The sequence below is a fragment of the Reichenbachiella sp. genome (assembly GCF_965223055.1).
Classification (GTDB): domain Bacteria; phylum Bacteroidota; class Bacteroidia; order Cytophagales; family Cyclobacteriaceae; genus Reichenbachiella.
The window spans coordinates 117,458-136,490 of sequence record NZ_CBDCVM010000011.1 but is presented as its reverse complement, the minus strand read 5'-3'; the positions used below and the strand labels follow the sequence as shown (position 1 = coordinate 136,490).

Below are 19,033 nucleotides of genomic sequence, written 5' to 3'. Positions count from 1 at the left end.
AGATGAGTATACTAAGAAAACCACTAGTTACCGAGAAAGTATCTGCGCTTAATGAAAGCGGAAAATATGGCTTTATAGTTGATCAAGATGCTAATAAAGTTGAGATCAAAAAGGCTGTAGAGAAAACCTACGGGGTGACGGTTGAAAAAGTAAACACAATGGTTTACCAAGGCAACGCAAAAACTAAGTACACTAAATCGAAAGTTGTATCTGGAAGAACTGCTTCTTTCAAGAAAGCGATCGTGCAAGTGGCTGAAGGAGATATAATTGATTTTTACGGAGGAGTATAAATAGTTAGAAAATGGCTGTAAGAAAATTAAAACCGATGACGCCGGGTACCAGATATAGGGTTGCACCTGTATTTGATGAGATCACTAGCTCTACTCCGGAAAAGTCTTTGACTAAAGCTGTTCATAGAAACGGTGGACGTAACAATTCTGGTAGAATGACAATCAGAAACGTTGGCGGTGGTCATAAAAGAAAATATAGAGAAATAGACTTCAAAAGAGAAAAGTTCGGGATTCCGGCTACAGTGAAGACTATTGAGTATGATCCAATGAGAACTGCAAGAATCGCTTTGTTATTCTACGCAGATGGTGAAAAGAGATACATTGTTGCTCCTGAAGGAGTGAAGGTTGGAGATACATTGTTATCAGGACCAGGTGTAGCACCAGAAGTTGGAAACACACTATTGTTATCTGAGATTCCTCTAGGTACAATTATCCACAACGTGGAGTTGAAACCTGGTAAAGGAGCATCTATGGCAAGAAGTGCTGGAACATACGTGCAATTGATGGCAAGAGAAGGTAAGTACGCAACAGTGAAATTGCCTTCTGGTGAAATGAGATTAGTACTTGTTACTTGTCTAGCTACTATTGGTACCGTTTCAAACGGTGATCACATGAATGTAAGATTGGGTAAAGCCGGTCGAAACAGATGGTTAGGTAGAAGACCTAGAGTAAGAGGTGTAGCAATGAACCCTGTCGATCACCCAATGGGAGGTGGAGAAGGTAAGTCGTCTGGAGGTCATCCTAGATCTCGTAACGGCATCTTTGCGAAAGGTCAGAAGACCAGAACGCCTAAGAAATATTCTAACAAGTTGATCATTGGTAAAAAGAAATAAGTAATGGGAAGATCTTTAAAAAAAGGACCTTATATAGATTTCAGACTTGAGAATAAAGTCGATGCCATGAATGATTCAGGCAAGAAATCAGTGATCAAGACTTGGTCAAGAAGGTCAATGATATCTCCGGATTTCGTAGGACACACATTTGCAGTACACAACGGTAACAAGTTTATCCCTGTGTTTGTAACTGAAAACATGGTTGGGCACAAGCTTGGCGAATTCTCTCCTACGAGAAACTTCAGAGGTCATATTAATAAAAAAGACAAAAGAAAATAATTAGCTGAACTATGGAAGCTGTAGCAAAACTAAAAAACGTACCTACCTCTCCTCGTAAGATGAGAGTGGTTGCTGATTTGGTAAGAGGCCAAAGAGTAAACCATGCATTAAACGTACTGAAGTTTGAAGCAAAGCAAGGTGCTGCTAGACTAGATAAATTATTATTATCTGCCATCTCTAATTGGGAAGCTAAAAACGAGGACGCGAAGCTTGAAGAAGCGGACCTATACGTTAAAGAAATTTTTGTAGATAGTGCAAGAATTTTGAAAAGGCTGAGACCTGCTCCGCAAGGAAGAGCGCACAGAATTAGAAAGAGATCTAACCACGTGACGTTGGTTGTGGATAGCCACAACGCAGATAGCGCAGAAAAGAATACTGAAACTTCAGAAAACAAATAAGATGGGACAGAAGGTAAACCCTACGGGACTAAGATTAGGTATTGTTAAAGGTTGGGATTCCAACTGGTACGGTGGCAAGACCTTTCCTGACAAATTGGTAGAAGACACCAAAATCAGAAAGTATATCAAAGCCAGAATTCCTAAAGGAGGTATTTCTAAAATTGTAGTAGAAAGAACCATCAAAAGAATCACTTTGACTATTCACACAGCTAGACCAGGTGTGGTGATTGGTAAAGGAGGATCTGAAGTTGATAAAATTAAAGAAGAGTTGAAAGCATTTACTGGAAAGGACTTGCAGATCAACATCTTCGAAATCAAAAGACCTGAATTGGATGCTGCATTGGTTGGTGAGTCTATCGCTCAGCAATTGAAAGCAAGAATCTCTTACAGAAGAGCTATGAAGCAAGCGATCGCTTCTTCTATGCGAGTAGGAGCACAGGGAATCAAAATCAAAGTAGCTGGCCGATTAGGTGGTGCTGAGATGGCGAGAACTGAGCAGTACAAAGAAGGTAGAATTCCTTTGCATACTTTAAGAGCTGATATTGATTATGCGATTTCTGAAGCGCATACGATTTACGGTAAAATTGGTATCAAAGTATGGATCTTCAAAGGTGAAGTTTACGGAAAGAGAGATCTATCTCCAAACGTAGGCATGGGCAACCAAGGTGGCGGTGGTAACCGTGGACCAAGAGGTGGCAACGAAGGACCAAGAAGAAAAAGAAGACAATAATCCCTCTCGCTGGAGGAATAAAATATTAAGAGATGTTACAACCGAAAAGAACGAAGTTCAGAAAAAAGCAAAAAGGTAGAGTTAAAGGACTTGCGCAGCGAGGACACACTTTAGCCTTCGGTACTTTTGGAATTAAGTCCCTAGAGCCAGGTTGGATTACTAGTCGCCAGATTGAGGCAGCTAGGATTGCCATGACCAGAGCGATGAAAAGGGAAGGACAAGTTTGGATTAGAATATTTCCAGACAAACCAGTAACAAAGAAGCCTGCTGAAGTGAGAATGGGTAAAGGTAAGGGTGCACCAGAATATTGGGTAGCAGTCGTAAAGCCTGGAACTATCTTATTTGAAGCTGCAGGTGTAAGCAAAGAGTTAGCTCAGGAAGCTTTGAGATTGGCGCAGCAGAAATTGCCGTTGAGAACGAAGTTCACTGTTAGAAGAGATTTTCAAGCACAAGGGTAATACCTATAAATAGAGGAAATTATGAAAAATTCTGAAATCAAAGGCTTATCGCTTGATGAATTGAAAGGCAAGCTTGTAGCTGAGAAAGAAAATTACGCAAAGTTGAAATTTGCGCATGCTATCACGCCAATAGAAAATCCTATGAGATTGAAAGAGGCTAAGAAATTGGTAGCAAGGTTAAGTACTGAAATCAGGGCTAAACAAATCGCCCAACAATAAGTTAGTTCGAGATGGAAGCCAGAAATTTAAGAAAAGAGCGTGTCGGAAAAGTGGTAAGCGACAAAATGTCGAAAACTATCACTGTTGAGGTGTTGCGTAAAGTAAAGCACCCGATGTACGGAAAATTCATGATCAAGACAAAGAAATTTGCTGCTCATGATGAGAATAATGATTGTGGTATCGGTGATACTGTAAAGATCATGGAAACAAGACCTTTGTCTAAGAACAAAAGGTGGAGATTGGTTGAAATAATTGAAAGAGCGAAATAAGAGATGGTACAACAAGAATCAAGACTAAGTGTAGCGGATAATAGTGGTGCTAAAGAGGTACTATGTATTCGTGTATTAGGAGGAACCGGTAAGAGATATGCTTCTGTTGGTGACAAAATTGTTGTAACAGTAAAGTCAGCCCTTTCTTCTTCTAATCTTAAAAAAGGTACTGTGTCAAAAGCAGTAGTCGTAAGAACTAAGAAAGAGGTAAGAAGAAAAGATGGCTCTTACATCAGATTCGAAGACAATGCAGCAGTATTGTTGGCAGAAAGTGGTGAGCCAAGAGGTACTCGTATCTTCGGACCTGTAGCGAGAGAGCTTAGAGAAAAGCAGTTTATGAAAATTGTTTCATTGGCTCCAGAGGTGCTGTAATTTTATCATAGCGTAGAAAAATTTAGATCATGAAATTTCACATCAAAAAAGGAGACACCGTTAAAGTACTTTCAGGAAACTCGAAAGGAAAAACAGGAGCTGTTCTTGAGGTATTTCCTACAAAATATAGAGCGATCGTAGAAGGCTTGAATATGGTGACTAAGCACACTAAGCCATCAGCTGAAAGCCCTGAAGGAGGAATCAAGAAAGTTGAGGCTTCTATTCACATGAGCAACTTAATGCTCGTAGATGCTGCGACTGGCGAAGCAACCAAGATTGGTAGAAAGCTAGACGAAAACGGCAAATTGCAAAGATTTTCAAAGAAAACAGGGGAGGTAATCAAAAATGGCTAATCCAAGACTAAAAGATATTTACGAGAAGGACGTAGTACCTGCTCTTAAAGAGAAGTTTCAGTACAAATCTGTAATGATGGTACCTAAGATTGAGAAGATCTCTGTCAACAAAGGTATCGGAGCAGCTGTATCTGATAAGAAATTGGTAGACGCTGGTGTTGAGGAATTGACTCAAATTACTGGACAAAAAGCTGTACCAACCTTGGCGAAAACTTCAATCTCAAACTTTAAGTTGAGAGAAGGAATGCCAATTGGAGCTAGAGTAACATTGAGAGGTGACAAGATGTACGAATTCTTGGATCGTTTGATGACTGTGGCACTTCCTCGAGTAAGAGACTTTAGAGGTATTAAGGACAAGGGATTTGATGGACGCGGAAATTACACTTTAGGTGTGAAGGAACAAATCATCTTTCCTGAAATCAGTATCGATAAAGTAAATAAGATTTCTGGAATGGATATCACTTTCGTGACATCTGCCCAGACAGACGAAGAAAGTTATGAACTACTTAAGGCATTCGGAATGCCTTTCGTAAAGAAAAATAATAATTGATATGGCAAGAGAAGCAATAAAAGCCAGAGAAAGAAAAAGAGAAAGATTGGTAGCTAAGTATGCCGCTAAAAGAGCTGAATTGAAAGCAGCTGGCGACTACGAAGGTTTAGACAAACTTCCTCGAAACTCTTCGAAAGTTAGACTTCACAACCGATGTAAGCTTACAGGCAGACCAAAGGGATACATGAGAAAATTCGGTATTTCTAGGGTTACATTCAGAGAGATGGCTAGCGATGGAAAAATTCCAGGTGTTACAAAAGCAAGCTGGTAAAAAGAGTTTTTAAAATATAAAATATTAACTAACTTTGCACCCCCGTAAAGAAATGGGGGTTAAAAGTATACTGTAATGACAGATCCGATAGCAGATTATTTAACAAGATTGAGGAATGCCATCAAGGCAAATCATCGAATCGTTGAGGTTCCTGCTTCTAACATGAAGAAGGAGCTCACTAAAGTGTTGAAAGACAAGGGATTCATTAAGAATTACAAATTCGATGAGGATGGTGTCCAGGGGAAAATCAGAATTGCATTGAAGTACAATCCAGAGACTAAAGAGTCTGCGATTGTAAGCTTAGAAAGGGTAAGTAAGCCTGGTCTAAGAAAATATGCCAAGTCTGACGCATTACCTAGGGTATTGAACGGTCTTGGAGTAGCCATTTTGTCTACATCCAAAGGCGTTATTACTGACAAAGAAGCCAGACAGCACAATGTGGGCGGCGAAGTATTGTGTTACGTTTATTAATTAGAATAAGATGTCAAGAATAGGAAACAAGCCGATTACTGTGCCATCTGGCGTTGAGATTACGATCAACGGTGGATCTGTGACAGTAAAAGGATCAAAAGGAACTTTGGCTAGAGAGATCGATGCAGATTTCACATTGGCCTTAGAGGATGGTGTACTTACAGTAAAGAGACCAACCGATCAAAAAAGACATAAAGCACTTCATGGCTTATATCGTTCATTGTTGAACAATATGGTGGTAGGTGCTAGTGAAGGATACAAAAAAGAATTAGAACTTGTAGGTGTAGGTTATAAAGCCTCTACGCAAGGTCAAATTCTTGAATTGAACTTAGGATACTCTCACAACATCTTTATGGAAATTCCTAAAGAAGTGAAAGTAGCTGCTGAAACTCAAAAAGGTAAGAATCCAATAGTTACTTTGGAATCGCCTGATAAGGAGTTGGTTGGTGAAGTGAGTGCTAAGATCAGATCCCTTAGAAAAATCGAGCCTTACAAAGGAAAAGGTATCAGATTTGTTGGTGAAATTATTAGAAGAAAAGCTGGTAAAACTGCTGCTAAATAATAGGAGACATGGCGATTACTAAAGAACAAAGAAGGCTAAGAATCAGAAAAGGTATCAGAAATAAGATTACTGGTACAGCTGAAAGACCAAGATTGTCTGTTTTCAAAAGCAATAAAGGCATATACGTTCAATTGATTGATGATGTGAGTGGTCACACATTGACAGCTACGTCATCTGCTGAGATTGGAAAAAACAATGTCAACATTGAGGTTTCTAAAGAAGTAGGGAAGAAACTAGCAGAGAAAGCTACAGGTACAGGTATTTCATCTGTAGTATTCGATAGAGGTGGTTATCCTTATCATGGAAAAGTTAAAGCTTTAGCTGACGGAGCTAGAGAAGGAGGCCTTAAATTTTAATTGAGTTATGTCTAAGCAAAATATAAGAGCAATCAAAGCAAGCGAAATCGAATTAACTGAGAAAGTAGTTGCTATCAAAAGAGTTGCTAAAGTTGTAAAAGGTGGTAGAAGGTTTAGTTTCTCAGCAATTGTAGTGGTGGGAGACGGAAATGGTGTAGTTGGTTACGGCTTAGGTAAAGCCAATGAAGTAACAGACTCTATCACTAAAGGTATCGACGACGCTAAGAAAAATTTGGTAAGAGTACCAGTATTCAAAGGAACTGTACCTCACGATGCGATTGGTAAGTTCGGAGGCGGACACGTATTGTTGAAGCCTGCTGCAACGGGTACAGGAGTAATTGCCGGTGGTGCGATGCGTGCGGTATTGGAAAGTGCTGGTGTACATGATGTACTAGCGAAGTCTAAAGGTTCTTCAAACCCTCACAATGTGGTAAAAGCTACTTTCGATGCATTGAGCCAAATGAGAGATCCTTATGCGGTAGCTCGTCAAAGAGGTGTTGAATTGTCAAAAGTTTTTAACGGATAAGAAGATGGCCAAGGTAGTTATTACACAAAAGAGAAGCGTCATAAATAGACCTAACGATCAGAAGCTTACTATAAAAGCACTCGGATTAGGGAAAATTAACAGATCTGTTGAAAAAGAAATGACGCCACAGATTGCGGGAATGATCAAGAAGATCAATCACCTGGTTTCTGTTGAAAATAAATAATTTTAGAATTTTCTGAAATCATAGAAAGATGAAATTAAATACATTACAACCTGCAGAAGGATCTGTAAAATCTAACAAGAGAATTGGTAGAGGTCAAGGATCTGGAAGAGGTGGAACATCTACAAGAGGTCACAAAGGAGCCAAATCTAGATCAGGATATTCTAGAAAACTTGGTTTTGAAGGTGGACAGATGCCTTTATATAAGCGTGTGCCAAAATTTGGTTTTACTAGTCCTAACAGAGTAGAAACTAAGCCAGTAAACTTGGATACGCTTCAGGCACTAGCTGATAAAACTAAAGCATCTACTATCACTGTTGAAACTTTGGTAGAGAATGGCTTAGCAGCTAAAAACGATATAGTTAAAGTATTGGGTAGAGGAGAGCTTAAAGCTAAATTGGACGTAACAGTTCATCATTTCTCTAAATCTGCTATCGCTGCTATTGAAAAAGCAGGAGGCAAAGCAACAGCATTGTAATCTATGAAGAAGTTTTTTAGTACCATACGGAACATATTTACCATTGAAGATCTAAGGGTCAGAATACTGAATACAGTCGGTTTTTTAATCATCTTTAGACTGGGTTCGTTTGTTGTTCTTCCTGGTATAGATCCTTCTAAATTAGACGACAACGTTGCAGGTATATTAGGTATATTAGATACTATGCTAGGAGGCGCATTTAGTAATGCGTCTATCTTTGGTTTAGGTATTATGCCTTATATCTCAGCTTCAATTGTTATCCAGCTATTAACTATGGCTGTTCCTTATTTTCAGAAACTTCAGAAAGAAGGAGACAGCGGTAGAAAGAAAATCAATCAAATTACTAGAGTACTTACCATTGCGATTACGTTCGCTCAGGGAAGTGCTTATTTAGCAGGAGCAATTCCTGCAGATGCGATTGTATTAGAAAATAAATTTTTATTCACACTTTCTTCATTAACCATCCTTACAGCGGGTACGATCTTCTGTATGTGGTTGGGTGAAAGGATTACCGACAAAGGAATCGGTAACGGTATCTCCATGTTGATCATGATTGGTATCATTTCTAGATTCCCTGGTAGTTTAATGCAGGAAGCTGTGACTAGAGGAATGAGCGAAGCGCTGTTCTTCTTGCTTGAAATCTTAGCCTTATTCTTCGTAGTGATGGCTGTGGTTTTGTTGACTCAAGCAGTGAGAAGGATTCCAGTACAGTATGCCAAACAAGTAGTTGGTAACAAAGTTTATGGAGGCCAAAGACAGTACATTCCTTTGAAAGTAAATTCAGCTGGCGTAATGCCAATCATTTTTGCTCAGTCGTTGATGTTCTTGCCATCTATGGTAGGAGGATACTTTGCTGAATCAAGTGATGTTGCTCAGTATGTAGCAACTACATTCTCGAACTTTCAGTCATGGGAATACAACTTGACATTTGCGATTATGATCATGTTGTTTACTTTCTTTTATACAGCGATTTCGGTTAATCCAAATCAGATTGCTGATGACATGAAAAGAAACGGAGGTTTTATTCCAGGGGTTAAACCAGGAAGAGCAACTTCTGAATTTATTGATACAGTATTAACAAGAGTAACATTTCCAGGATCTTTATTCTTAGCTGTGGTGGCCATTATGCCAGCATTTGCTCAGATGGCTGGAGTTAATACAAACTTTGCTCAGTTTTTTGGAGGTACGTCACTACTGATTATGGTTGGTGTGATTTTAGATACACTTCAGCAAATTGAGAGTTACTTACTAATGAGACACTACGAAGGCATGATGAAGTCTGGTAAGTTGAAGGGTAGATCTCAAAATATAGCAGTAGCATAATATAAATTAAGAATGGCAAAACAGGCTTCAATAGAACAAGACGGTACAATCAAAGAGGCATTGTCTAACGCAATGTTTCGAGTTGAATTGGAAAATGGGCACGAAGTAATCGCTCATATCTCAGGAAAGATGAGGATGCACTACATCAAGATCTTACCTGGTGATAAAGTGAAAATGGAAATGTCTCCATACGACTTGTCTAAAGGAAGAATTGTTTATCGTTATAAATAAAAATCGCTGATATGTCCCGGTTGAATACTTACTCAAAAGGGATGTGTAGGTTTAAATAGTAGAAAAATGAAAGTTAAAGCATCCGTAAAAAAGAGAAGCGCAGACTGCAAAGTCATCCGCCGAAACGGTAAAGTTTACGTAATCAACAAGAAGAACCCTAGGTTCAAGCAAAGACAAGGATAATTATGGCTAGAATTGCAGGAGTAGATATTCCAGGAAACAAAAGAGGTGAGATTTCTCTTACCTATATTTTTGGTTTGGGCCGTAGTTCGGCACAGAAGATATTGTCTGAAGCAGGCATAGACTGGAGCAAGAAAGTTGATGATTGGAGTGATGAAGAAGCGGGTGCAGTAAGAACGCTTATCAGTGAAAACTTCAAAGTAGAAGGTGTACTAAAGTCTGAGGTTCAATTGAACATCAAGCGATTGTTAGACATTGGATGTTACCGAGGATTGAGACATAGAAAAGGTCTTCCAGTTAGAGGTCAGCATACTAAAAACAACGCTAGAACTAGAAAAGGAAAGAGAAAGACTGTTGCCAACAAAAAGAAGGCTACTAAATAATAATTGACGATGGCACAAAAAAGAAAAGATAAAGGAAGAAAAAGAGTTGTAGTGGTTGAGCCAATTGGCCAGGCACACATCAAAGCTTCGTTTAACAATATAATAATATCTATGACCAATTTGACAGGTCAGGTAGTGTCTTGGGCATCTGCAGGTAAAATGGGATTTAAGGGTTCTAAGAAGAATACTCCATATGCAGCTCAGGTAGCAGCTCAAGATTGTGCGCAAGCCGCTTACGATCAGGGCTTGAGAAAAGTAGAGGTTTTTGTAAAAGGACCAGGTGCGGGTAGAGAGTCTGCCATTAGAACCATCCAAAATGTAGGTATCGAAGTAACAATGATCAAAGATGTTACACCGCTTCCTCACAACGGATGTCGACCACCTAAGAGAAGAAGAGTTTAATAATATTATAGAATTAATATAAAATGGCAAGATATACCGGACCCAAGACGAAAATAGCAAGAAGGTTTAACGACCCTATCTTCGGCCCAGACAAGACTTTGCAAAAAAAGGCGTATCCTCCGGGACAGCATGGCCGTGGTAGAAGAAGAAAGCCTTCTGAATATGCCATCCAGCTTGCTGAGAAGCAAAAAGCAAAGTACACTTACGGATTGCTAGAAAAGCAATTCTCTAACTTGTTCGAGAAAGCTTCTAAGAAAGGTGGTATTACTGGTGAAGTATTACTTCAGCTATTGGAGTCAAGATTGGATAACGTAGTATTCAGACTAGGAATTGCTCCTACAAGAAGTGCGGCTAGACAACTTGTCCTACACAAGCACGTAACTGTCAATGGAGAGCTGGTAAACATTCCTTCTTACTCATTGAAAACTGGAGATTTGGTTGCTGTTAGAGAGAAGTCAAAATCACTTCAGTCTGTTACTGAGAGTTTGTCGAGAGGAGTTGTGAGCAAGTACCCATGGTTGGAATGGGATTCTAGCCAACTAACGGGAAAATTGGCTACTTTGCCATCAAGGGATGAGATTCCTGAGACTATCAAAGAGCAATTGATCGTTGAATTGTACTCTAAATAATAAATTTCCATAATTTTTATATTAAAGAATTAACTATGTCAATACTAGCATTTCAAATGCCTGAAAAGGTGGTGATGGAGAAGGCTGATGACTTTCATGGCTTATTTACTTTCAAACCACTAGAGCAAGGCTACGGTGTTACCGTCGGTAATGCATTGAGAAGAATTTTATTGTCTTCACTGGAAGGATATGCCATCACTGGCATCAAAGTTCCTGGAGTATTGCATGAGTTTTCTACGATGGAAGGCATTGTAGAAGATTTGTCAGAGATCATTTTGAACCTCAAAATGGTGAGATTCAAAAAGATTGCTGATGTGGCTGAAAGCAAAATTGTTGTTAGCGTATCAGGACAAAAAGAATTCAAAGGAAGTGATATCGGAGGAGCTACTTCAGCATTTGAAGTATTGAATCCAGATCACGTGATTGCTCACTTGGATGAAAAAGTGAAATTCGAAATAGAATTAACTATTGAGAAAGGTAGAGGTTATGTAACTGCTGAGGACAATAAACCAGCAGAACAAATCTTCGGATTTATTCCGATCGATGCGATCTTTACTCCAATCAAGAATGTAAAATATTCTGTGGAGAACACAAGGGTAGAGCAGAAGACTGACTATGAGCAATTGATATTGGACATAGAAACAGATGGATCTATCCACCCGGAGAATGCTTTGAAAGGTGCCGCTAACATTTTGATACAGCACTTTATGTTATTCTCAGATCAGACGATGATCCTCGATACGCACGATGCGGGCGAGCCAGAAGCTGTAGATGAGGAATTACTACACATGAGAAAATTGCTTAAGACTAATCTTAACGATCTAGATCTTTCTGTAAGAGCTTACAATTGTTTGAAAGCTGCAGACGTGAGATCACTAGGTGACTTGGTAAGATTGGAGATTTCTGACATGATGAAGTTTAGAAACTTCGGTAAGAAATCTTTGGCTGAGTTGGAGCAATTGGTAGCAGACAAGAACCTTACTTTTGGCATGGATTTGTCAAAGTATAAATTAGACGAAGAGTAAAAATGAGACACGGGAAGAAATTTAATCATTTGAGCAGAACAGCATCGCACAGAAGTGCAATGTTGTCCAATATGGCTTCTTCTTTGATTTTGCATAAAAGAATTACTACTACTGTAGCTAAAGCAAAAGCTTTGAGAAAATATGTGGAACCTTTGATCACTAGAGCAAAGGATGATACTACACACTCTCGAAGAGTAGCTTTCTCTTACTTGCAAAACAAAGAATCTGTAACTACCCTTTTCGGTGAAGTAGCGGAAAAAGTAGCTAACAGACCGGGAGGATATACTAGAATCTTGAAAACAGGGGCTAGATTAGGTGACAACGCAGAAATGTGCATCATGGAGTTGGTTGATTACAACGAATTGATGTTGAAAGATGCTGCACCAGCAAAAGCTAAAACTCGAAGAAGTAGAAGAAGTAAAGGAAGCGCTGAAAAGGCGGCTCCTGCTGTAGAAGCTACTGAGGCAGTTGTAGAAGATGCTAAGGTGGAAGAAGCACCAGCTGCTGAGGCTACTGAAGAAGTGAAAACTGAAGCTGCTCCAGAAGCACCAGAAGCGGACGCTAAAGAAGAGTCTGCAGACGATGCTGAAAAGAAAGAAGATAAGGAATAAGTGATATTATTCCATTAAAATATTAGCCATCTCGATTAGTTTCGGGATGGCTTTTTTTATGTCTAAAAAATCATAAAATTTGCGCTGATTTTAGCCCAGAGTTTGCACCCAACGAAATATGAAAATACAGGAAAAGAAAAAAGCTTATTTGTTACTGGCGGACGGCCAATGGTTTGAAGGTACATCAATTGGCAGTGAGGGCACAAGTGGTGGAGAAATCTGTTTTAATACAGGTATGACAGGCTACCAGGAGGTTTATACAGATCCATCTTACTACGGTCAGATTGTAGTGAATACGAATTCTCATATTGGTAACTACGGGGCGGTAGACAGAGAGCAAGAATCTGATGGACCAAAAATCAAAGGATTAGTAATCAACGACTTTTCTGAAATGCATAGCCGATTCGAGGCGGATGCTTCTTTAGATGAGTACTTGAAAAAGCATAATATTGTTGGGATTGCCGATCTGGATACAAGAAAGGTAGTGAAGAGCCTGCGAAGTGAAGGGGCTATGAATGCCATAATTTCTTCGGATATCTCAGAAATAGAGAAGCTTAAAGGAGAGTTGGACAAGGTGCCAAGTATGAACCATTTAGAGTTGGCGACTAAGGTGACTACCAAAGAACCTTACCTGTTAGGAGAAGATAGCGCTGAATTGAAGGTGGCAGTTTTGGATATTGGTGTTAAAAAATCTATCCTGACTAATCTGACTGATCGAGGCGTGCAGTGCAAGGTGTTTCCTGCAGAGACTTCTTTCGAAGAATTAAAGGCGTACAATCCCGATGGCTACTTCTTATCGAATGGCCCGGGTGATCCAGCCGAAATGAGTTATGCCATTGAGACGGCAAAGAAGATTATGGCAGAAGAAAAGCCTTTGTTTGGTATTTGTCTGGGACACCAGGTGATAGCCTTGGCCAGTGGAGCTACTACTTTCAAAATGCATCACGGACACAGAGGACTAAATCACCCGGTTAAGAACTTGATTACTGGAAGAAGTGAAGTGACTTCACAAAACCATGGATTTGCGGTAGACAGAGACTCTGTTGAGCAATCTGATAATTTAGAATTGACACACATTAACTTGAATGATAACACGGTAGCTGGTATTCGTGTAAAGGACAAGCCTGTATTTTCAGTACAGCATCACCCAGAAGCTTCTCCTGGACCACACGATTCGAGATACTTGTTCGATGATTTCATTCAATTAATAAATAAACACAAGAAAAAATGAGTTTGATAGAAAGTGTATTTGCTAGACAAATACTTGATTCAAGAGGAAACCCAACTATTGAGGTAGATGTAGTCACTGAAAGTGGCATATTGGGAAGAGCAGCAGTTCCATCAGGAGCTTCTACTGGTGTAAACGAAGCGGTAGAATTAAGAGACGGTGATAAAGGCAAATACCTAGGTAAAGGGGTGTTGAAAGCTGTAGACAACGTTAACGATATCATTCAAGAAGAATTGATTGGCTTGTCTGTTTTTGATCAAAAGTATATTGATCAGTTGATGATTCAATTGGACGGTACTGAGACTAAATCAAAGCTGGGTGCTAATGCTATTTTGGGTGTTTCTCTGGCAGTAGCCAGAGCAGCAGCTGAGGAGCTTGGTTTGCCATTGTTCAGATACATAGGAGGTACCAATGCACACACGTTGCCAGTACCAATGATGAACATCATCAATGGTGGATCTCACTCTGATGCGACAATCGCATTCCAGGAGTTTATGATTCGTCCAGTAGGTGCAGAGACTTTCTCTGAGGCAATGAGAATGGGTGCGGAGACTTTCCACGCGTTGAAGAAAATTTTACACGATAAAGGCTTAAGTACTGCAGTAGGTGACGAAGGAGGATTTGCTCCAGCATTCACAGGTGGTACGGAAGAGGCTTTAGAAAGCGTATTGAGCGCAGTGAAAGCTGCAGGATACGAGCCAGGCAAGGATATCACTATTGCTCTAGACTGTGCGTCTTCTGAGTTCTTTGTAGATGGTAAGTACGACTACTCTAAGTTCGAAGGACCTAACGGTAAGAAAAGAAATGCTGAAGAGCAAGTAGCTTATTTGGCTGAGTTGGTTGATAAATACCCAATCGATTCGATCGAAGATGGATGTGCTGAGGAAGATTGGTCTACTTGGGCGCTATTGACTGAAAAAATCGGTGACAAGTGTCAGCTCGTAGGAGATGACCTATTTGTTACTAACGTAAAATTCTTGCAAAGAGGAATCGAAGAAAAGTCTGCGAACTCTATCTTGATCAAAGTAAACCAAATCGGTACTTTGTCTGAGACTTTGGATGCGATCGAATTGGCGCACAAAGCAGGATTCACCGCTGTGATCTCTCACAGATCTGGTGAAACAGAAGATTCGACTATCGCTGATATCGCTGTTGCTACTAACGCTGGTCAGATCAAAACGGGTTCTTTGTCTCGTTCGGACAGAATGGCGAAGTACAACCAATTATTGAGAATAGAAGAAGAGCTAGGTGAAACTGCCCGTTTCCCACAGGCTAAATAATATCTTCAACCGTCATTACCTGTTCCGAAGGCTATCGGAATCCGGGTAATCCGTTTGGAAAAACATCAAAAACCGCATGGACTTACCTTGCGGTTTTTTTGTTCCATAAACAAAATGGAAATTGGCGTGCGTTGAAAGTTTACATCTTTTAAGTCGTTCGCATTGGGATTATAGTACTTGATGAAATTAATCGCTATTTTAAGGCATAAAATCTTGTGTAATTGCTATAATCATTTAATTAATAATAACATGGAAATGAAATACTGGATATTGATATGTATAATATTGATAACATTGAGTGTGTTATTTATTTTTAATTCTAAAATGAAGGATGGCTTAGGCCCATATAACCTGAGAGCCATTGGAATAACTTTGGTCGCTTCTTTAGTAGCAATTCTTTCAATAGCTGAATTAGAAGCAGCCAAGTTAAGCGCAGCATTTGGAATTCTAGGAGCTATTGCTGGTTATTTATTTGGACTGAATAATAAAATCGAATAGGTCGAACTAACTCAAACCATCAATTATGAAAGGCATACTAATACTAATAACTATTGTTTTATTTTCCCAGTTATCAATTGCTCAAAGGCTTGAGTTATTTAGTTCATATTCCCAGTATTATATTGTGGAATATGGAGAAACCACGACAATTAAAAATAAAGCCAAATGGTATTATTTGAAAAATAAACAAGGCAACGTTGAAAGTATGAGATTTGTTGATATCGGTACAATGAAAACATTTGACTACAAATTGGTCGATATTGAAGAAAAAGAGGATAAATATATTATGAGATTTGAAAATGATATGGTACTTGTTGTGGCGGAATCTTATATAGGATTAACTCATAGAGAAAGATCTCAGGAGCTCACATTTTTATTTAGAATAAGGGATAAAATTAATAAGTAATCACTAATGCTTTTTCGCCCTTGTTGGTCTTGTGACCAACAAGCCACTGCAGCTAGCGAATGGCAATGGCAGTTTGTTGGAGACTACTCCAACAAAGGCAAGAAGCCCACCAGAGTGACGAAGCTATGCCTGCTCTCTTCCCTTCCTCTTAAACAACTGCTTGCCTTTGGCCAACAATGAAGAGCGACCTTCCAAAAGGAATTCATTGACCACTTCTGCCAATTCGATACATCGGAGATAGCCAAATGACTTGTGCGCATTGTCAGTTTTCCATTCTTTGTAGTTATTCTCTACGAACTTACCAACCGGCTTCACGCCGCGTACATTTTCTGTATAGTAGTCTGCCAGATTGTAATGCGCACCGATATTATCTTCTTTGTCGCAGAAGCTATACCAGTTTTCTACCCCTTCAGGCGTAGGAGGAAAGGCTTCCTCACCTTCTTCGAATGGAAGATGATGGTCTTTCATAATATTTTCCCTAATCAGGGGTAAACCCATAGGTGAGCCCATAGCTATAAAACATTTTACCTTCACTCTATGTTTTAGAGACAACAATACATCATAGGTTATTATCGAGCCCATAGAATGTGCGACGATTAGGATGTCTTTTCTCTTGTTTTTTAAAAGCAGTTTAATCAGCCGGCTTCTGACCTTATTCCTAAAATAATCTTCAAACATCTGCTCGTTTTTAGGCTTTTCTTCATTGTAGTAGATGTCGAGGTCTCGGAATCCGATTTTCACGATTGCATCGAAGGGCTTTCTGAACTTATTTAATCCGATTCTGCTCAAAAAAACAATTTCCTTGATATACTGAATTAAATTTTTGAAGATTTGAATAAGGCCTTTTTTAGTCTTGACTTTCAATTCCTTTTCAGAGATGTAGGGTTCGTCGATGTGTAAAGGATCGTCTGGATCCTTAGCTTTTAGACTAAGGGGAGTAGGGTAGAGTAGATCCGCCCAGTACATCATTTTAAAGTCAAACTTAGTTGGACCACCTTCTATTTTGGAAAGACCTTCTTCGATGGATTTTCTCCACCACTGAGTAAGGACAGGTTTTGGCGGTTTGTTGCTCAGACCATGAATGCCGATGACTAATGTCCTACGTTTTCTTGTGAAAATATTTTTGAGCATAAAGATGCCTGTGAACTTTAATTTTGAATGATAACGAAGATATTCTTTCGATGGTCGTTTTTGCTAAAATAAGATGAATAAAAGTTTTGGATAAATAAATGAGCATCAAAAAAATGATTGCTTATGCACGTTATCTCGAGGAATTTAATCTACGATTTAGTGGATCAAGTGACATGGCGATCTCTCATGGTCTTCTTCATTACTAATTAAATGTAGGGATAATATGTTCAATATTGCCGGCCTTCGCTCGCAATGACGGATAAGAAGTTCGTTAGTGGAATCAATTAAACAAAAAGCCCGATTACAAGTGAATTGAAACCGGGCTTTATATCCTTGAAAAGGATTCTGTTATTTAGCCAGCCTTCTCGATCCAGCCTTGTACATCTTCTAATGAAGGGTTTTTTACTTCTTTCAGTTTCAACTTCTTCCTTGTGCCGCAAACATCATTGAATAGTTTGCTGTCTTTGGCCTCTGCGAATTGCTCTTTGGTTACCATGCCTAACTTCTGTAAGATTGGAATCAATTCATTGGCAACGCCCAACTCTTCGTACTGACCTGAAGTCAAGGCCTCAATTTTCTTCTCAGGTTTCATCTGAGGGAAGAACAACACGTCCTGAATTGAGTTGGAATTAGTCATCATCATGGTGAGACGATCGATACCTACACCTAAACCTGCCGTAGGTGGCATTCCGTATTCTAGTGCTCTCAAGAAGTCTTCGTCAAGTACCATGGCTTCGTCGTCACCACGCTTGCCTAGCTCTAATTGTTCTTCAAACCTTTTTCTTTGATCGATTGGATCGTTCAATTCTGAGAAGGCATTACAGATTTCTTTTCCATTGGCTACAGCTTCGAATCGCTCTACCAACCCTGGCTTGCTTTTGTGTTTCTTAGCTAATGGTGACATCTCTACTGGATAGTCCGTAATGAACGTAGGCTGGATCAATTGCCCCTCACATTTTTCGCCGAAGATCTCGTCTATCAATTTGGCCTTACCCATTGATGGGTCTGTAGGTACCTCCAGCTTTTCTGCTGTAGCTCTTAGTTCATCTTCTCCCATTTCTGAAATATCCACACCAGTGAAATGCTCAATAGCCTCAAACATCGTGTATCGTTTCCAAGGTCTCTGGAAGTTGATCACATTTTCGCCTACTTGAACTTCTGTGGTGCCGTGTAGATCCATGGCTACCTTTTCGACCATGGCTTCGGTCAAGTCCATCATCCATTCATAATCTTTATAGGCTACGTACAATTCTACTTGCGTGAATTCTGGATTGTGGAAACGAGACATGCCTTCGTTTCTAAAGTCTTTCGAGAATTCGAAAACGCCATCATATCCACCAACGATTAGTCGTTTCAGATACAGCTCATTCGCAATACGCAAGTACAGCGTCATATCGAGCGTATTGTGGTGCGTTTTGAATGGACGAGCGGCTGCGCCTCCATACAAAGGTTGAAGGATCGGTGTCTCCACTTCCAAATAACCTTTTTCTGCAAGGAAGTTTCGCATGGAATTCACCAACTGGGTACGCTTCACGAATGTATCTCGTACTTCAGGGTTTACTATCAAATCCACATATCGCTGACGATATCTCAGTTCAGGATCAGTGAAAGCATCATACGTTTTCATGTTGCCTTCATCGTCCTTGGCTTCCTTCACAATTGGGAGTGGCTTTAACGATTTGGTCAACAATTTCAAATCCGTAACATGGATAGATATCTCTCCAACTTCTGTCGTGAATACATAACCTTTGATGCCAATGATGTCGCCAATGTCCATCATTTTTTTGAAGACATTGTTGTAATGGCTCTTGTCTTCACCAGGACAAATATCGTCTCTTCTAAGGTAGATTTGAATTCTACCTGTAGAGTCCTGAATTTCAGCGAATGAAGCAGATCCCATGATTCTTCGGGACATCAATCGTCCTGCGATAGAAATGGCCTTATAGTCTGTCTTTCGTTTTTCGTAGTTTTCGTGAATGTCCTTAGTGGTCACGTTCACTTCGAAAGTGTCTGATGGATACGGCTCGATGCCAGATTCGATCAACTTTTCTCTGATCTGACGTCTGTTAATTTCCTGTTCGCTTAGAATCATTTTGTAATTTTTTAGAAG

The 19,033-nt window shown here is 39.6% G+C and carries 32 protein-coding genes; 30 read left to right on the top strand and 2 right to left on the bottom strand.

Annotation, left to right across the window (positions count from 1 at the left end; genetic code table 11):
• The first annotated feature begins 2 nt into the window (after positions 1 to 2).
• The 30 genes from rplW to ACOQO5_RS11490 all read left to right on the top strand — a co-directional run bounded on the left by rplW (position 3) and on the right by ACOQO5_RS11490 (position 15,792).
• A complete protein-coding gene (rplW, locus tag ACOQO5_RS11635) occupies positions 3 to 290 on the top strand; it encodes a 50S ribosomal protein L23 (protein ID WP_084373618.1) in 288 nt (95 codons plus the stop codon).
• Between the two features lie 11 nt (positions 291 to 301).
• The gene (gene rplB, locus ACOQO5_RS11630; protein WP_420581856.1) at positions 302 to 1,123 is read left to right on the top strand and encodes a 50S ribosomal protein L2; all 822 of its coding nucleotides are present in this window, start codon (positions 302 to 304) and stop codon (positions 1,121 to 1,123) included.
• Between the two features lie 3 nt (positions 1,124 to 1,126).
• Positions 1,127 to 1,402 (top strand): 30S ribosomal protein S19, encoded by a 276-nt coding sequence (gene rpsS, locus ACOQO5_RS11625; protein WP_084373620.1) that lies wholly within the window; start codon positions 1,127 to 1,129, stop codon positions 1,400 to 1,402.
• Between the two features lie 11 nt (positions 1,403 to 1,413).
• Complete coding sequence (rplV, locus tag ACOQO5_RS11620; RefSeq protein WP_420581855.1) at positions 1,414 to 1,800, top strand: 50S ribosomal protein L22; 387 nt, start codon at positions 1,414 to 1,416, stop codon at positions 1,798 to 1,800.
• Between the two features lies 1 nt (position 1,801).
• On the top strand, positions 1,802 to 2,530 hold the full coding sequence (rpsC, locus tag ACOQO5_RS11615) for a 30S ribosomal protein S3 (protein ID WP_420581854.1): 729 nt from the start codon (positions 1,802 to 1,804) through the stop codon (positions 2,528 to 2,530).
• A gap of 32 nt (positions 2,531 to 2,562) precedes the next feature.
• A complete protein-coding gene (rplP, locus tag ACOQO5_RS11610; RefSeq protein ID WP_420581853.1) occupies positions 2,563 to 2,988 on the top strand; it encodes a 50S ribosomal protein L16 in 426 nt (141 codons plus the stop codon).
• 21 nt (positions 2,989 to 3,009) lie between these two features.
• On the top strand, positions 3,010 to 3,207 hold the full coding sequence (gene rpmC / locus ACOQO5_RS11605; RefSeq protein WP_084374008.1) for a 50S ribosomal protein L29: 198 nt from the start codon (positions 3,010 to 3,012) through the stop codon (positions 3,205 to 3,207).
• Between the two features lie 11 nt (positions 3,208 to 3,218).
• On the top strand, positions 3,219 to 3,476 hold the full coding sequence (gene rpsQ / locus ACOQO5_RS11600; protein WP_084373624.1) for a 30S ribosomal protein S17: 258 nt from the start codon (positions 3,219 to 3,221) through the stop codon (positions 3,474 to 3,476).
• Positions 3,477 to 3,479: 3 nt separating this feature from the next.
• The gene (rplN, locus tag ACOQO5_RS11595) at positions 3,480 to 3,848 is read left to right on the top strand and encodes a 50S ribosomal protein L14 (RefSeq protein WP_318172862.1); all 369 of its coding nucleotides are present in this window, start codon (positions 3,480 to 3,482) and stop codon (positions 3,846 to 3,848) included.
• A 29-nt stretch (positions 3,849 to 3,877) separates the two neighbouring features.
• Positions 3,878 to 4,201: a 50S ribosomal protein L24 gene (gene rplX / locus ACOQO5_RS11590; RefSeq protein WP_420581852.1), complete on the top strand. Its 324-nt coding sequence runs from the start codon at positions 3,878 to 3,880 to the stop codon at positions 4,199 to 4,201.
• Positions 4,194 to 4,751 carry a 50S ribosomal protein L5 gene (gene rplE, locus ACOQO5_RS11585; RefSeq protein WP_420581851.1) on the top strand — a complete coding sequence of 186 codons (558 nt, stop codon included), beginning with the start codon at positions 4,194 to 4,196 and terminating at the stop codon, positions 4,749 to 4,751. The genes rplX and rplE overlap by 8 nt, the downstream gene beginning before the upstream one ends.
• A gap of 1 nt (position 4,752) precedes the next feature.
• Complete coding sequence (rpsN, locus tag ACOQO5_RS11580; RefSeq protein WP_318172859.1) at positions 4,753 to 5,022, top strand: 30S ribosomal protein S14; 270 nt, start codon at positions 4,753 to 4,755, stop codon at positions 5,020 to 5,022.
• 75 nt (positions 5,023 to 5,097) lie between these two features.
• Positions 5,098 to 5,493, top strand: coding sequence for a 30S ribosomal protein S8 (gene rpsH / locus ACOQO5_RS11575; protein WP_420581850.1), 396 nt, complete (start codon positions 5,098 to 5,100; stop codon positions 5,491 to 5,493).
• A gap of 10 nt (positions 5,494 to 5,503) precedes the next feature.
• Complete coding sequence (gene rplF / locus ACOQO5_RS11570; RefSeq protein ID WP_420581849.1) at positions 5,504 to 6,055, top strand: 50S ribosomal protein L6; 552 nt, start codon at positions 5,504 to 5,506, stop codon at positions 6,053 to 6,055.
• Between the two features lie 8 nt (positions 6,056 to 6,063).
• The gene (rplR, locus tag ACOQO5_RS11565) at positions 6,064 to 6,411 is read left to right on the top strand and encodes a 50S ribosomal protein L18 (protein WP_420581848.1); all 348 of its coding nucleotides are present in this window, start codon (positions 6,064 to 6,066) and stop codon (positions 6,409 to 6,411) included.
• Between the two features lie 7 nt (positions 6,412 to 6,418).
• Positions 6,419 to 6,937: a 30S ribosomal protein S5 gene (rpsE, locus tag ACOQO5_RS11560; RefSeq protein WP_318172855.1), complete on the top strand. Its 519-nt coding sequence runs from the start codon at positions 6,419 to 6,421 to the stop codon at positions 6,935 to 6,937.
• A 4-nt stretch (positions 6,938 to 6,941) separates the two neighbouring features.
• Positions 6,942 to 7,121 (top strand): 50S ribosomal protein L30, encoded by a 180-nt coding sequence (gene rpmD / locus ACOQO5_RS11555; protein ID WP_420581847.1) that lies wholly within the window; start codon positions 6,942 to 6,944, stop codon positions 7,119 to 7,121.
• Positions 7,122 to 7,149: 28 nt separating this feature from the next.
• A complete protein-coding gene (gene rplO, locus ACOQO5_RS11550) occupies positions 7,150 to 7,596 on the top strand; it encodes a 50S ribosomal protein L15 (protein ID WP_420581846.1) in 447 nt (148 codons plus the stop codon).
• Between the two features lie 3 nt (positions 7,597 to 7,599).
• Entirely contained in the window at positions 7,600 to 8,919 is a 1,320-nt protein-coding gene (gene secY / locus ACOQO5_RS11545; protein WP_420581845.1) for a preprotein translocase subunit SecY, read from the top strand.
• Between the two features lie 12 nt (positions 8,920 to 8,931).
• The gene (infA, locus tag ACOQO5_RS11540; protein WP_073122829.1) at positions 8,932 to 9,150 is read left to right on the top strand and encodes a translation initiation factor IF-1; all 219 of its coding nucleotides are present in this window, start codon (positions 8,932 to 8,934) and stop codon (positions 9,148 to 9,150) included.
• Positions 9,151 to 9,216: 66 nt separating this feature from the next.
• Positions 9,217 to 9,333: a type B 50S ribosomal protein L36 gene (gene ykgO / locus ACOQO5_RS11535; protein WP_073122828.1), complete on the top strand. Its 117-nt coding sequence runs from the start codon at positions 9,217 to 9,219 to the stop codon at positions 9,331 to 9,333.
• A 2-nt stretch (positions 9,334 to 9,335) separates the two neighbouring features.
• Positions 9,336 to 9,713 (top strand): 30S ribosomal protein S13, encoded by a 378-nt coding sequence (rpsM, locus tag ACOQO5_RS11530; RefSeq protein WP_084373636.1) that lies wholly within the window; start codon positions 9,336 to 9,338, stop codon positions 9,711 to 9,713.
• Between the two features lie 9 nt (positions 9,714 to 9,722).
• Complete coding sequence (gene rpsK / locus ACOQO5_RS11525; RefSeq protein ID WP_084373637.1) at positions 9,723 to 10,115, top strand: 30S ribosomal protein S11; 393 nt, start codon at positions 9,723 to 9,725, stop codon at positions 10,113 to 10,115.
• A gap of 23 nt (positions 10,116 to 10,138) precedes the next feature.
• On the top strand, positions 10,139 to 10,744 hold the full coding sequence (gene rpsD / locus ACOQO5_RS11520) for a 30S ribosomal protein S4 (RefSeq protein WP_420581844.1): 606 nt from the start codon (positions 10,139 to 10,141) through the stop codon (positions 10,742 to 10,744).
• A gap of 35 nt (positions 10,745 to 10,779) precedes the next feature.
• Entirely contained in the window at positions 10,780 to 11,769 is a 990-nt protein-coding gene (locus ACOQO5_RS11515; protein WP_318172851.1) for a DNA-directed RNA polymerase subunit alpha, read from the top strand.
• Between the two features lie 2 nt (positions 11,770 to 11,771).
• Complete coding sequence (rplQ, locus tag ACOQO5_RS11510; RefSeq protein ID WP_420581843.1) at positions 11,772 to 12,380, top strand: 50S ribosomal protein L17; 609 nt, start codon at positions 11,772 to 11,774, stop codon at positions 12,378 to 12,380.
• A 118-nt stretch (positions 12,381 to 12,498) separates the two neighbouring features.
• Positions 12,499 to 13,611, top strand: coding sequence for a glutamine-hydrolyzing carbamoyl-phosphate synthase small subunit (gene carA / locus ACOQO5_RS11505; RefSeq protein WP_420581842.1), 1,113 nt, complete (start codon positions 12,499 to 12,501; stop codon positions 13,609 to 13,611).
• Positions 13,608 to 14,888: a phosphopyruvate hydratase gene (eno, locus tag ACOQO5_RS11500; RefSeq protein WP_420581841.1), complete on the top strand. Its 1,281-nt coding sequence runs from the start codon at positions 13,608 to 13,610 to the stop codon at positions 14,886 to 14,888. Before carA ends, eno begins: the two co-directional genes overlap by 4 nt.
• 255 nt (positions 14,889 to 15,143) lie before the next feature.
• Positions 15,144 to 15,386 carry a hypothetical protein gene (locus ACOQO5_RS11495; protein WP_420581840.1) on the top strand — a complete coding sequence of 81 codons (243 nt, stop codon included), beginning with the start codon at positions 15,144 to 15,146 and terminating at the stop codon, positions 15,384 to 15,386.
• Between the two features lie 25 nt (positions 15,387 to 15,411).
• On the top strand, positions 15,412 to 15,792 hold the full coding sequence (locus ACOQO5_RS11490) for a hypothetical protein (protein ID WP_420581839.1): 381 nt from the start codon (positions 15,412 to 15,414) through the stop codon (positions 15,790 to 15,792).
• 123 nt (positions 15,793 to 15,915) lie between these two features.
• Here ACOQO5_RS11490 and ACOQO5_RS11485 read toward each other — a convergent pair whose 3' ends face one another.
• Together ACOQO5_RS11485 and lysS are read right to left on the bottom strand one after the other, a co-directional pair.
• Positions 15,916 to 16,923: a lipase/acyltransferase domain-containing protein gene (locus tag ACOQO5_RS11485; RefSeq protein ID WP_420581838.1), complete on the bottom strand. Its 1,008-nt coding sequence runs from the start codon at positions 16,921 to 16,923 to the stop codon at positions 15,916 to 15,918.
• A 352-nt stretch (positions 16,924 to 17,275) separates the two neighbouring features.
• The gene (gene lysS, locus ACOQO5_RS11480; RefSeq protein WP_420581837.1) at positions 17,276 to 19,015 is read right to left on the bottom strand and encodes a lysine--tRNA ligase; all 1,740 of its coding nucleotides are present in this window, start codon (positions 19,013 to 19,015) and stop codon (positions 17,276 to 17,278) included.
• Positions 19,016 to 19,033: the final 18 nt, after the last annotated feature.

Bases quoted from the DNA above. Each gene is read 5' to 3' on its own strand.
- rplN (WP_318172862.1), top strand. From the start codon at position 3,480: ATGGTACAACAAGAATCAAGACTAAGTGTAGCGGATAATAGTGGTGCT.
- secY (WP_420581845.1), top strand. From the start codon at position 7,600: ATGAAGAAGTTTTTTAGTACCATACGGAACATATTTACCATTGAAGAT.
- ACOQO5_RS11485 (WP_420581838.1), bottom strand. From the start codon at position 16,923: ATGCTCAAAAATATTTTCACAAGAAAACGTAGGACATTAGTCATCGGC.
- ykgO (WP_073122828.1), top strand. From the start codon at position 9,217: ATGAAAGTTAAAGCATCCGTAAAAAAGAGAAGCGCAGACTGCAAAGTC.
- lysS (WP_420581837.1), bottom strand. From the start codon at position 19,015: ATGATTCTAAGCGAACAGGAAATTAACAGACGTCAGATCAGAGAAAAG.
- ACOQO5_RS11495 (WP_420581840.1), top strand. From the start codon at position 15,144: ATGAAATACTGGATATTGATATGTATAATATTGATAACATTGAGTGTG.
- rpsE (WP_318172855.1), top strand. From the start codon at position 6,419: ATGTCTAAGCAAAATATAAGAGCAATCAAAGCAAGCGAAATCGAATTA.
- ACOQO5_RS11515 (WP_318172851.1), top strand. From the start codon at position 10,780: ATGTCAATACTAGCATTTCAAATGCCTGAAAAGGTGGTGATGGAGAAG.
- rplW (WP_084373618.1), top strand. From the start codon at position 3: ATGAGTATACTAAGAAAACCACTAGTTACCGAGAAAGTATCTGCGCTT.
- infA (WP_073122829.1), top strand. From the start codon at position 8,932: ATGGCAAAACAGGCTTCAATAGAACAAGACGGTACAATCAAAGAGGCA.
- rpsM (WP_084373636.1), top strand. From the start codon at position 9,336: ATGGCTAGAATTGCAGGAGTAGATATTCCAGGAAACAAAAGAGGTGAG.
- rplX (WP_420581852.1), top strand. From the start codon at position 3,878: ATGAAATTTCACATCAAAAAAGGAGACACCGTTAAAGTACTTTCAGGA.
- eno (WP_420581841.1), top strand. From the start codon at position 13,608: ATGAGTTTGATAGAAAGTGTATTTGCTAGACAAATACTTGATTCAAGA.
- rpsS (WP_084373620.1), top strand. From the start codon at position 1,127: ATGGGAAGATCTTTAAAAAAAGGACCTTATATAGATTTCAGACTTGAG.
- rplQ (WP_420581843.1), top strand. From the start codon at position 11,772: ATGAGACACGGGAAGAAATTTAATCATTTGAGCAGAACAGCATCGCAC.
- rplP (WP_420581853.1), top strand. From the start codon at position 2,563: ATGTTACAACCGAAAAGAACGAAGTTCAGAAAAAAGCAAAAAGGTAGA.
- rplR (WP_420581848.1), top strand. From the start codon at position 6,064: ATGGCGATTACTAAAGAACAAAGAAGGCTAAGAATCAGAAAAGGTATC.
- carA (WP_420581842.1), top strand. From the start codon at position 12,499: ATGAAAATACAGGAAAAGAAAAAAGCTTATTTGTTACTGGCGGACGGC.
- rplE (WP_420581851.1), top strand. From the start codon at position 4,194: ATGGCTAATCCAAGACTAAAAGATATTTACGAGAAGGACGTAGTACCT.
- rpsN (WP_318172859.1), top strand. From the start codon at position 4,753: ATGGCAAGAGAAGCAATAAAAGCCAGAGAAAGAAAAAGAGAAAGATTG.
- rpsC (WP_420581854.1), top strand. From the start codon at position 1,802: ATGGGACAGAAGGTAAACCCTACGGGACTAAGATTAGGTATTGTTAAA.
- rplO (WP_420581846.1), top strand. From the start codon at position 7,150: ATGAAATTAAATACATTACAACCTGCAGAAGGATCTGTAAAATCTAAC.
- rpsD (WP_420581844.1), top strand. From the start codon at position 10,139: ATGGCAAGATATACCGGACCCAAGACGAAAATAGCAAGAAGGTTTAAC.
- rplB (WP_420581856.1), top strand. From the start codon at position 302: ATGGCTGTAAGAAAATTAAAACCGATGACGCCGGGTACCAGATATAGG.
- rpsQ (WP_084373624.1), top strand. From the start codon at position 3,219: ATGGAAGCCAGAAATTTAAGAAAAGAGCGTGTCGGAAAAGTGGTAAGC.
- rplV (WP_420581855.1), top strand. From the start codon at position 1,414: ATGGAAGCTGTAGCAAAACTAAAAAACGTACCTACCTCTCCTCGTAAG.
- rplF (WP_420581849.1), top strand. From the start codon at position 5,504: ATGTCAAGAATAGGAAACAAGCCGATTACTGTGCCATCTGGCGTTGAG.
- rpsK (WP_084373637.1), top strand. From the start codon at position 9,723: ATGGCACAAAAAAGAAAAGATAAAGGAAGAAAAAGAGTTGTAGTGGTT.
- rpsH (WP_420581850.1), top strand. From the start codon at position 5,098: ATGACAGATCCGATAGCAGATTATTTAACAAGATTGAGGAATGCCATC.
- rpmC (WP_084374008.1), top strand. From the start codon at position 3,010: ATGAAAAATTCTGAAATCAAAGGCTTATCGCTTGATGAATTGAAAGGC.
- ACOQO5_RS11490 (WP_420581839.1), top strand. From the start codon at position 15,412: ATGAAAGGCATACTAATACTAATAACTATTGTTTTATTTTCCCAGTTA.
- rpmD (WP_420581847.1), top strand. From the start codon at position 6,942: ATGGCCAAGGTAGTTATTACACAAAAGAGAAGCGTCATAAATAGACCT.